The sequence below is a fragment of the Aliirhizobium sp. YIM B11859 genome (assembly GCF_057163345.1).
In genome coordinates this window covers 1-10,215 of sequence record NZ_JBXHAY010000030.1, presented here as the reverse complement: position 1 = coordinate 10,215, position 10,215 = coordinate 1, and the positions used below count along the sequence as shown (strand labels likewise).

Genomic DNA, 10,215 nt, shown 5'->3' with positions numbered 1-10,215 from the left:
GACGAGACATTTGCTGCAGGTAAGCTCGCGACCATCCTGCTGTTCGATCTCGACCGCTTCAAGGAGGTCAATGATACCCTTGGTCACTCAGCCGGCGACGCCGTCTTGCGAGAGGTTGCCGAACGGCTCAAGGCGGAATGCCCGCAAGCTATCATGATCGCGCGGCTCGGTGGTGACGAGTTCGTCGCGCTCTTGCCCGGCGTAAACACGTTGTCGATCCGATACATCGCGTCATCGCTCGTCGATCGCATCCAGGAGTCATTTATCTTCGCCGGCGAGCGGATCGAAATCGGCGTCAGTATCGGTGTGGCCTTCGGGCCGCTGCATGGCAGCAAAAGCGATGCGGTGTTGGGCGCGGCTGATCTTGCCCTGTACAAGGCGAAGGCCGCGGGCAAAGGGCGTTATGAGGTGTTCTCGCCAGCGCTGCGACAGGTCGCGGTGGCGAGAAGGGAGTTCGAAGCCGAGCTGAAGCTGGCATTTAATGAAGGCCAGTTCGAGTTGTTCTATCAGCCGCAGGTGGCGACTGCCACCGGCAAAGCGGTGGGTGCAGAGGCTCTAATCCGCTGGAACCATCCAACCAAGGGTCTCCTGACGCCGGCGTCTTTCATCGACGTGCTTAGTGAAAAGCCATCGGCGCCCGAGATCGGGGCATGGATATTACGTACAGCTTGCCAACAGGCGGCGGCATGGCAGGCTTTGGCGCCGGGCTTGCGAATGGGGGTCAACCTGTTTCAGGCGGAGTTCCGCGATGGCCGACTGCCATTTGTCGTGGAGGAGGTGCTCACCGAGACGGGCCTTCCAGCGGTCGCGTTAGAACTTGAAATCTTTGAGAACATCTTGCTGCGCAATGATGACGCTACGTTGCAGTTGCTTCAGGCTCTTCGCCAAATCGGAGTGGGCCTGGCATTCGACGATTACGGCACTGGCTACGCGTCGCTCAGCCTGCTGAAACGCTACCCGGTGACGCGCCTGAAAATCGATCGGTCGTACATCCGCAACGTCACAGCCGATCCAGAGGACGCGGCAGTGGTCAAGGCGATCATTTATCTGGGCCGTAGTTTCGGTATGCAGGTCATCGCAGAAGGGGTGGAGACGGAGGAACAGTACGATTTCCTCAAGCAGGAAAACTGCGACGAGGTTCAAGGCTATCTATTCGGGAAACCCGTCCGTGCGGCGGAGTTCGAAGCGTCGTTTCTCAAACCCTAATCCGCCTTCCGCTCGGCCTGTTGCAGCTGATTGAGAAGGTGGGAAAACCGATCATCTGTCGCGGGCGGGTTGTTCCCTGGCATGGCTTGGACAGCGCAGCGAACCATTTCGCTTTGCGACAGCTTAGCAAACTGTTTCCTGTATTCCGACATGAGATACCCTTTCGCAACTGCGAGACCATAATCGCTGACTTGGCAAACGGTTCGCGAATTTCTTACCGCTGACCGGTGCAAACCATACTCAATTTAATTCGTCCTGAATTTACAGGGGATGTACCGCTGCCTGGAAATGTTTTCCCGGGCGGGAAAACTACTCCGGCTCGTGAAGCTGTCGCTGCAATTTCTCCAGCGGCGCTCTTAGTTTGACGACCAATCCTGTTTCCAGATAATCGACGGTGAGTTCCCCAAAACTTGCGAGGCTGGCGCTGATCAGCTTCGATCCAAAGCCTTTTCTGCTCGGCGCGATGACCTTTGGCCCTCCGCTCTCGGCCCACGTGGCCTCAACTACCGGCGTGCCGGCGCTGGAAATGTCCAGGTTATCAGTTCAGCCCCAAGACCTTCGCTTGATCCGAGAAATTTTCCACGAAAGTTGCGAAGACTTCCAGATATCGAAATCGAGTGCAGATGCTGTGGCCCTGGCAACGATCCTGATCAGACAGCTCCACAAAGGCCAACGCGAACGGTCGACCTTGCGGATGATCGCCGCCAACCTCCTCTTCGAGAGCCTTGACGAGAGACCATCACCCCGCTCGTATCTGGATGCGGGGCAGGGGAGCTTTTAGCGTCCAGATGATAGCGTCATCAGCCGCGCTCCATGTGCTCTCGCCGCCGAGCGCTGCGGCGACGATGCGTTTCAGTACGAGGGAGCCAAACCCGTTGCCACGGGCCAGCAGATCTGGCTCGGTAACCCCTGTCTCGCGCCAAACCAATTCGAACTGGCACCCTTCAGGCTCATTCGTGACTGCCCATGACAGATCCACATCGGATTGCTGCGTTTCTGAGAACTGCATTCGGTTGATGACCAGTTCATGCAAGGCCATGCCAATATTGAGAACCGCATTCGCATCGAGTAAAACGTCGGGACCTGAGGATGAAAGTACACCAGTCTGATCGAACGGTCGGATTTGATGTGCGATCAGCGCTTTTAGGTCTACGCCGGCCCAATCGACCGAGGACAGCAGATCCTGAGAATGCGAGAGCGCCATGATGCGTTCACGCACTCGACGTTCGAACGATTTGATATCCTGTTCGCGTGCGGCGGTCTGGGCGATGACCGAAAGGATGACCGCATACTGGTTCTTCACCCGGTAATTGATTTCCCGCATGAGCAGTTTCAGGCGTCGCTCGTTTTCCTTGCTCTCGGAAATATCGCGGGCGATTTTCGAGGCGCCAATAATGCGCCCCCGTTTGTCTTTGATGGGGGAGACGGTGATCGACACCGGGACGAGTTCTCCAGAGGACGTCCTGCGCAGCGTCTCAAAGGTTTCGATCTGTTCCCCGAGCTTGATGCGGCGGATGATTTCGACTTCCTCATCATGCCGATCGTTGGGTATCAGGATGTAGATCGAGCGGCCGATTGCTTCTTCGGCAGTAAAACCGAAGAGCCTTTCGGCGGCCCTGTTCCAGCTGACGATCGTTCCGGATAAGTCTTTGCTAATGATGGCGTCGAACGAACTGTCGACGATGGCTGCCAGACGGGCTTCGCTATGATTTTTGCGGCGCCGTCTATTGGTCTTCTGCTCGAACATGTGCATTCCCGCGTCACGTCAAAACATAGGGCTCAAAGCAATCGGATCAAGTGTCAGATAGGTAAGTAAACTTGACCAGGCGTAAAACTAGCGAGGCACGCGTTCGTTTCAAGCTTCCGGGATTTTTTGGAATGATGGCGGGTTGGAACTGCCGCATACAGCAAAAGCGAAACTTACAAAGTTGTGAGATCTAGAAACTCCCTAACCACTTATCTTGTTGTCGCGCTCAATCTATGGGTTCGCCGTTCACGTAGCTTCAAGAGCAATACGACGACCTGGTCTGCTGCGGTAGAAAATTTCCAACACCCTTATGTGGATCGACAACAAGCCATAAACTGAGTAGTCAGGATGCAAGCTGCGATAAGGGTCTTGGCCGTCAAGCGGCATAGCCATCACAGCGTTTTCTTCATGGGCTGGCCAAGCACTTTGCCCCAGAACTGAGGCTCACCAGCATCTTCATATCCGGCTGACAAGTAGAAGGAATGGGCTGCCCGGGTACTGGTCAGCGTGCTTTCGGCCCATCCAAGATCGCGGAGATGGGCTTCAAGTGCGGCAAGGATCGCCTTGCTTACACCCTTGAAGCGGGCCTCCGGCGCAACATAGGTCAAAGTGATTTCACCGGCATGGGACGCGCCACCAACACCAAGGATTAAGTCATCTTCCTCCGCGATGATGATGCATTGGTCTGCATCTTCAATCCAGGACCGGATGATTTCCGGGGCCTTGTTACTGAGCCATTGCTTGAGCGGCTGCTCCTCCCCACCATGATCGAGGACGCACAATTCCTGGATCGACCTACGCAAAATTGAAGCGTATTGCTCAGCATCTGCTAAATCAGCGGATCGGATCAACATCGGGGCAGCTCCTTTTTTGTATGTGGCTCCGAGGAGCAATCGATAGAAAACATAGGAAGCCACCCTCGTGTGGGCCACTATGATCCGGTCGCATCGTCAAATCGAATACCGAGTTCGGCAATTTTGCGCCAACGGACGCTGCAGGGACGGCGCGCGCCGTCTTCGAAGAGCAGAAGAAATGCATCGGGGATGCCTATCGTCGTTTCCATGACGATCTTTGCGCCCCCAGCCGATATGTTGCGGACAATGCAGTCGCGGGTCACAGAGCCGTTGTCGTAGACGATCCGTGCGCCTTTCAAGGCGCGCGTTCGTGGGGAGTTACGAAGTTCGTTCATGGTTGAGCCTCTGGAATGAAGCGTGGGTTTAAATTACCTCTATCGATGAAAGTACGCCGGACAGCGCGTTGGACATACGCGTACCGCTTCCCATCCTTCGTCCGGTCAAGGGAAGCCTTCCTATCCAGACAAAGCACCAACTCGGCTCACCTTTCCGGTGGTCCGTTCTTTGTAAACCAAGGCCCGCTCCCAGGTCACGATGTTTCCCTACCGGCAGGTCGTTCACCGTGATTGGCGAGAATTGTGCCACCGTTTACGTCTTCCATCTCGACGAACGCAAGGGTCGGTTTGGCGCGGATGAAGCGTGATGCGATTTCGATGAGATCGACATCGGAGTGAGCACCGGCTCCCTGCCGCCGACAAAGCGGCTTGATCTTGATTCTTCCAGTAAGGGGACCGGTTGCCGCTTGCAGCCATTGGCATAGTCACCAATGGACACTTCCGCAGAATCGGCAGGCTGATCGTCGGTCACCAAGGGGCCATAGCCGAGCCACTTGTCGGTACTCAGCATTTTGGAACTATCGACGGAATGCTCTCTTCTCGACATTGCTTATCCCACCGCTCTTCCCGCAAAACTGTTTAGCCGCCAAAATCATTGCTTATCCCGGTTTTATAGGTCAAAAACCGAGGCGTTCCCATTCGCGAGGTCACGACGAAACTGATTGGGAGGAGGCAGCCGCCTACTCAGCATCCAGCTTCGACCTCCTGCAACAATCAGGTTCATCATGAAAACACCACAACGCAATTTCGTTGTCGAATTCAAATCTCGCCGCCGCTCACCGGTTGCAGCTCCCAGTACGATATGGGGAAGCATTGATCTCAAGGCTGTCTCGGCTTCGGTGGCGGAGGACGCAGCTCTGTCCGCCAAGGCCCTAGACAGAGGCGCCGACGCCCTCTCAACGACCACTGCGAATGCCGAGCGGAATGCGTCATTGACACAGTCCACCGGGATACCGGAAACTTATGCGTCCCACCCGTGGCTTGAAGTCCGCAGCCACTACTGAAACAGATGAGATAACCGCTGATCCAGCGGCGCCTGCGGTCCCATCGAAGCGAGCTAAGGCAAGACGCGCAAGAAAAGTGAAGCCGACCGTAGCAGACGCAAAGCCAGTGAAACAGACCCGCAAGTCGCGCTCGTCAGCCGCTTTCCCGGATGCGATCGCCGCACCTGCGACAGCATCCGACGAAATGGCGGATTTGCTTCAGCTGGAGGAAGAAAACCAGAAGCTGCGCAAGCAGCTCGCCGATAAGCTTCGCACTGAGAACGCAGACCTTCGTAAGCGTCTCGGCGTGAGCTGAGTGCGGCAGCGCTTCAAGCCGTGACGACTTTACCTCGGCTCTGCCAGAAGACTGGCGCCGAGGCTGGTAAACATCGCGCGCCAACAAACTGCAAAGGTTGAGCAAGATGGCGAGATCCAAAAACTGCGCCGTCAGTTGTGCGAGAAGCTACGATCTCAAAATGCGCAGCTGAAAAAGATGCTTGACCGCTTCAACGATGCCTAAGGACCAAAAGCTTGCGAGCGTTCCACATCCGGCGATGCCTGACGCAACTTTCCGGGAACCTTATTATACCGCGACAATGTCAGTCAAAAATTGTGATGCCCTCGGTTTTCACGACATAGACGAATTCGTCCCAAGCTTCCCCATCAGTTGGGAAAGTATCACTCCATTCCGTCACTTGATCATCGGTACTGGTCACCTCAAGTCGCCACCCGAGCTCGATGGAAAGGCGCAAAATATCAACTTTTACTGTGCTGCCATCGACAGACTATTTCCCTGCGAAAAAGTTGAGCGTTCGATATTAGGGAGTATATGTATGTGCGTGCGTATGAACTGTGGTTATAGCCTCATTATTTCGTCCACATCTGAGCGACATGCAAGGTCTTTTCGCCCAAGATCCCGCATCTCGCAAACAGCTATTGTCACCATCTTGAAATCTCGCCTCGAAAAATCCATCTGACGCCCGATTTCTGCGCAATGGGGATGATCGATGACAACGACAACAGAACAGCAGCCGGAACAGCACATATTCGAGGCCGATGTCAGCCGGCTTTTGCACATGATGGTGCATTCAGTTTATTCGGACAAAGACGTCTTTCTTCGCGAACTGATTTCGAACGCGGCCGACGCCTGCGAAAAGCTCCGGTTCGAGGCTATATCGCAGCCGCAGCTTTCAGCGGATGGAGGTGAAGCCCAGATCCTGGTGAGCCTTGACGAAGAGGCGCTCACGCTCGTCGTCGAAGACAACGGGATTGGCATGAGCCGTGAGGAGATGATCGATGCGCTGGGCACCATTGCCAGATCGGGTACGCGGGCCTTCATGGAGCGGTTAGAGGCGGCCAAGGGCGGCGAGAAGGCGGAATTGATCGGCAAGTTCGGTGTCGGCTTCTACTCCTCCTTTATGGTCGCCGACAAAGTCGACGTCATCTCCCGCCGAGCCGGAAGCGAGGCCGCGTGGAAATGGTCCTCTGATGGCAAGGGCACCTATGAAGTGGTTGCTGTCGATCTGGCGGATGCGCCCACGAGAGGGACCCGTGTCGTCCTTCATCTCATGGAGGATGCCAAAAAATACACCAGCAGATGGACCGTTGAGAAAATCATTCGCGACCAGTCCGGCCATGTTCCCGTACCGATCAGGCTGATCGAAAAATCGGGCGCCGAGCCGGTCCAGGTGACGGATGGCGCAGCACTCTGGACCAAGCCGAAAAGCGAGATCTCGAAGCAGGACTACGACGATTTCTATCGCAGCGTTTCCGGCCAGTATGACGAGCCGCTGACCAATGTGCATTTCCGTGCCGAAGGCCGCCATGAATATACCGCCCTGGCCTTCGTGCCGGGCTCTCAACCCTTCGATCTCTTCGATGCCGAACGCCATGGACGGATGAAGCTCTATGTGAAGCGCGTCTTCATCACCGATGAAGCGGAATTGCTGCCGCGCTATCTCCGCTTCGTGCGCGGTATCGTCGATACGTCCGATCTGCCGCTCAACATATCGCGCGAAATGATCCAGGAAAGCCCGGTTCTGGCCGCAATCCGCAAAGGCTTGACCAGCCGCATACTCTCGACACTGGAGAATATGGCCGAAGGCGAAGTCGAAACGTTCACGAAATTCTGGGACCTGTTCGGCGCAATCGTCAAGGAAGGCATCTACGAGGATTACGAGCGCCGCGAGCAGTTGCTGAAGCTGGCGCGGTTTCGGACAACCGCTTCGGGAGAGGTGACACGGAGCCTGGCAGACTATGTCTCGGACATGAAGGATGGCCAGTCGGCCATCTATTACATCAGCGGCTCCAGCCTCGACCAGTTGAACGCATCTCCGCATCTGGAAGGCTTCCGCGCCAAGGGTATCGAGGTTCTGCTGCTGACGGATTCGGTCGACAGCTTCTGGCCAACGAATGCGCCCGCTTTTGAAGGCAAGTCTTTCAAATCGGTAACGCAGGGTCAATCCGATCTCGACGCGATATCGGGAGGCGACGGCGCCGCCGAGGACAAGCCGGCGACATCGCCGGATGTGACCGCATTCATCGACTTCGCGCGCGGGCTACTTACCGAAGAAGTTGCGGATGTACGCGTTTCCGGTCGACTGACGGAAAGCGCTGTATGCCTTGTGGCGTCCGACCAAGGCCCAGACCGACAGCTCGAGAAGATCCTACAGGGGGCAGGGCGTCTGCAGACCGCATCCAAACCAATTCTGGAGATCAACGCCCAGAGCAGGCTGGTTCAGACTATTGCGTCGGTCTCCGAAGACGCGTTTCGGGAGGATGCTGCATGGCTCCTGCTCGACGAAGCCAGAATTCTCGATGGTGACAGGCCAACCGATCCCCGTGCGTTTGCCAGCCGGCAGGCGAGACTATTCGAGCGGGCATTGCGGGGCTAGAGCTCAGGGAGAAATGCCGATCACTCCGCACCGCGAGGCTCCATCCGCGGTGAGGGGGCGTTCGATATCGGTCACCCCCACGCCGAGCCTGTATCACGCGCGTTGGGCGCGCCCCACCGTTTGGAGAAACTGAGGCCGGTCCTGTCAAGATTACCATCGAACATGCCCGACGTGTTGAATAGGTTCCTATGCTTGACCGGCAGCCGCGATTTCTTCCGTCACCACTTCGAAGCGGGTCAGCTTCGCCGGCCCGAATGCGGTTGTAAGAGCTACGTCGGTAGCGTCGCGCCCCGTTGCCATTAGAATTCGGCCGATGCGCGGCTCATTGTGCCGGGCATCGACCGTATGCCAATGTCCTCCAAGATAAACTTCGAACCAAGCACTGAAATCCATCGGATGTGGATTCCTCGGAACACCGATGTCGCCAAGATAGCCGGTACAGTAGCGTGCTGGAATGTTTATGCAGCGGCATGGCGTGATGGCGAGATGCGCAAAATCGCGGCACACGCCAACGCGGTCGTTGTAGCCTCCGGACGCGGTTCTGGAAGAATCCGCATTCTTGTAATCGAAGGTGATGTGGTTGTGAGTGAAATCAAGGATCGATTGCACCCTTGGCCATCCGAGAGGCGTGGCGGAAAACTGCTTCCAGGCGAAGTCGGCCAGATGATCCGTATCGCAGTAGCGGCTGCCGAGCATATAGACCAGCACGTCGTCGGGTAGATCCTTGATGTCGTGTTGCATGGCGTTGCCCGGGACCGGATCGGTCAGGCCGCCGTCATAGATTTCGAATTCGGTCGAGATAGTCGTCAGACCCGCCGGCGCGACAATACGGCTGCAGGAATTGCCAAACCCATCGATATAACCCCAAGCTTCGATCGGCCGATCAAAATCAAGAACCTGCTCCGTCAAAAGATCCGCGCGGCGGGACGGGTGAATGTTGAGAACCATCAGCATCGGGGTCGGCTGCTGACACTCATATCCCAGGTGGAAACCCGCGCGTATCTTCATTGGCAAGTCCTTTGAGAAGTTGCGTGCGGCCGCACCGCGTTCGTGCTGCAAACGCCTGGACAGGCAAGGCGTTCCACTAGCTAGCTGCGCTGGCGCGGTCATGCGTGGTGACGTTGACCTGGACGGTCATGCCGGCAAAATCAGATGCGGTTCCGTCATAGCTGCCCCAGAGCGGAACGGCTTGTCTCGGGTCGCGCGCTACCCCGACACGGATCAGGTCGCGGTTGCCGACGATGCCATTGGTCGGATCGAACTCGGCCCATCCCGCTCCGGGCAGATAGATCTGACACCAGGCATGAGTCGAACCGCCGCCGAGCGTCGTCGAGCCGTCTCGATCGGGGACGTAGATATAGCCTGTGACAAAATGGGCAGCGAGGCCGAGCGACCGGGCTGCCTCCATCATCAGCAGCGCAAAGTCACGGCACGTTCCCCGCCGAAGCTGCAGGGTTTCTGTCGGCGTTTGCGTGCCGTGTTCATATCGTCGAGCGTAGACGAAACTCCTCGCGTGTCGATTGAGCCTTATAGCTAACAAAGTTGTGAAGATTTTAATGAAACCTAACGTTCGTTTTCTCGGTTTAGTTGTAAAAATCGGAGACGCCTCAATGACCTCATCCTTACGCGCAGATATTGCTGACCCATCACTCAACATGGGCTTTTTCACCTGGAATGTGCAGGATGATCTGCTCTTCGGAGACGAGGTCTTTGGCGAAATTTATGGGTTTTCAAACGAAGAACTCGCGATAGGCCTCGCTGTCGAGGCCATTCTTGATCGGATAGCGATCGAGGATCGTGGGCGGGTCGCAGAAAGAGTGCATTACGGTATCGTTTCGGGCTCAGCCGGGACGTTGCAGTATTCCGTCGTTAGCCGGAATGGAACGAGAATTCAGGTCGTGGCCTTCGGACGTTGTCTCAAGGATTCAGACGGTATCCCTTCGGTTTATACAGGTACCGTGATGATGGCGTCGCATGCCGCCCTGGCGATGGGAATGAGCCCTATGGAGGTCCATTGCCAGGCAGCCCTATCCATTGCGCGGAAAGAGGGCCGCGAATTGACCGCACGCTATTTATCGTCCGCACTTCGCTCTTTAGGCCTGACAGAGTCAGCCTGAACCTCGACGAGCTTGGCCAGGATGCGAGCAACGCGTGCTGCCTTGATTGCCGAATGCGGATCGCTACTACGACGCTGGC

8 protein-coding genes and 1 pseudogene are annotated in these 10,215 nt (G+C 56.3%); 4 read left to right on the top strand and 5 right to left on the bottom strand.

Going from position 1 to position 10,215, the window contains the following annotated elements; all coding sequences use genetic code 11:
- A partial coding sequence (locus AC2GXZ_RS32270; protein ID WP_483763337.1) for a putative bifunctional diguanylate cyclase/phosphodiesterase occupies positions 1-1,206 on the top strand: 1,206 nt, incomplete at its 5' end.
- A gap of 739 nt (positions 1,207-1,945) precedes the next feature.
- Here the strand turns inward: AC2GXZ_RS32270 and AC2GXZ_RS32265 are convergent.
- The 3 genes from AC2GXZ_RS32265 to AC2GXZ_RS32255 form a co-directional block, all read right to left on the bottom strand.
- Complete coding sequence (locus tag AC2GXZ_RS32265) at positions 1,946-2,953, bottom strand: sensor histidine kinase (RefSeq protein ID WP_483763336.1); 1,008 nt, start codon at positions 2,951-2,953, stop codon at positions 1,946-1,948.
- 392 nt (positions 2,954-3,345) lie between these two features.
- Positions 3,346-3,807, bottom strand: a complete 462-nt coding sequence (locus tag AC2GXZ_RS32260; protein WP_483763335.1) for a GNAT family N-acetyltransferase — start codon at positions 3,805-3,807, stop codon at positions 3,346-3,348.
- Positions 3,808-3,884: 77 nt separating this feature from the next.
- Positions 3,885-4,142, bottom strand: coding sequence for a PilZ domain-containing protein (locus tag AC2GXZ_RS32255; protein ID WP_483763334.1), 258 nt, complete (start codon positions 4,140-4,142; stop codon positions 3,885-3,887).
- 1,110 nt (positions 4,143-5,252) lie between these two features.
- Between AC2GXZ_RS32255 and AC2GXZ_RS32250 the strand changes: the two genes are divergently transcribed.
- The gene (locus AC2GXZ_RS32250) at positions 5,253-5,441 is read left to right on the top strand and encodes a hypothetical protein (RefSeq protein WP_483763333.1); all 189 of its coding nucleotides are present in this window, start codon (positions 5,253-5,255) and stop codon (positions 5,439-5,441) included.
- 691 nt (positions 5,442-6,132) lie between these two features.
- Positions 6,133-8,019, top strand: coding sequence for a molecular chaperone HtpG (gene htpG / locus AC2GXZ_RS32245; RefSeq protein ID WP_483763332.1), 1,887 nt, complete (start codon positions 6,133-6,135; stop codon positions 8,017-8,019).
- A 186-nt stretch (positions 8,020-8,205) separates the two neighbouring features.
- Here htpG and AC2GXZ_RS32240 read toward each other — a convergent pair whose 3' ends face one another.
- Both AC2GXZ_RS32240 and AC2GXZ_RS32235 read right to left on the bottom strand, forming a co-directional pair.
- Positions 8,206-9,027 (bottom strand): transglutaminase-like domain-containing protein, encoded by an 822-nt coding sequence (locus AC2GXZ_RS32240; RefSeq protein WP_483763331.1) that lies wholly within the window; start codon positions 9,025-9,027, stop codon positions 8,206-8,208.
- A 76-nt stretch (positions 9,028-9,103) separates the two neighbouring features.
- Positions 9,104-9,640: pseudogene (locus AC2GXZ_RS32235) on the bottom strand (transglutaminase-like domain-containing protein); the annotation flags it as partial.
- On the opposite strand from AC2GXZ_RS32235, the gene AC2GXZ_RS32230 reads away from it, so the two are divergent.
- Positions 9,576-10,136 carry a PAS domain-containing protein gene (locus tag AC2GXZ_RS32230; protein WP_483763338.1) on the top strand — a complete coding sequence of 187 codons (561 nt, stop codon included), beginning with the start codon at positions 9,576-9,578 and terminating at the stop codon, positions 10,134-10,136. The pseudogene AC2GXZ_RS32235 and the gene AC2GXZ_RS32230 sit on opposite strands and share 65 nt — an antisense overlap.
- Positions 10,137-10,215 lie beyond the last annotated feature (79 nt).

Excerpts from the sequence above, each read along its gene's own strand:
- AC2GXZ_RS32230 (WP_483763338.1), top strand. The coding sequence starts at position 9,576 with ATGAAACCTAACGTTCGTTTTCTCGGTTTAGTTGTAAAAATCGGAGAC.
- AC2GXZ_RS32255 (WP_483763334.1), bottom strand. The coding sequence starts at position 4,142 with ATGAACGAACTTCGTAACTCCCCACGAACGCGCGCCTTGAAAGGCGCA.
- AC2GXZ_RS32260 (WP_483763335.1), bottom strand. The coding sequence starts at position 3,807 with ATGTTGATCCGATCCGCTGATTTAGCAGATGCTGAGCAATACGCTTCA.
- AC2GXZ_RS32265 (WP_483763336.1), bottom strand. The coding sequence starts at position 2,953 with ATGTTCGAGCAGAAGACCAATAGACGGCGCCGCAAAAATCATAGCGAA.
- htpG (WP_483763332.1), top strand. The coding sequence starts at position 6,133 with ATGACAACGACAACAGAACAGCAGCCGGAACAGCACATATTCGAGGCC.
- AC2GXZ_RS32240 (WP_483763331.1), bottom strand. The coding sequence starts at position 9,027 with ATGAAGATACGCGCGGGTTTCCACCTGGGATATGAGTGTCAGCAGCCG.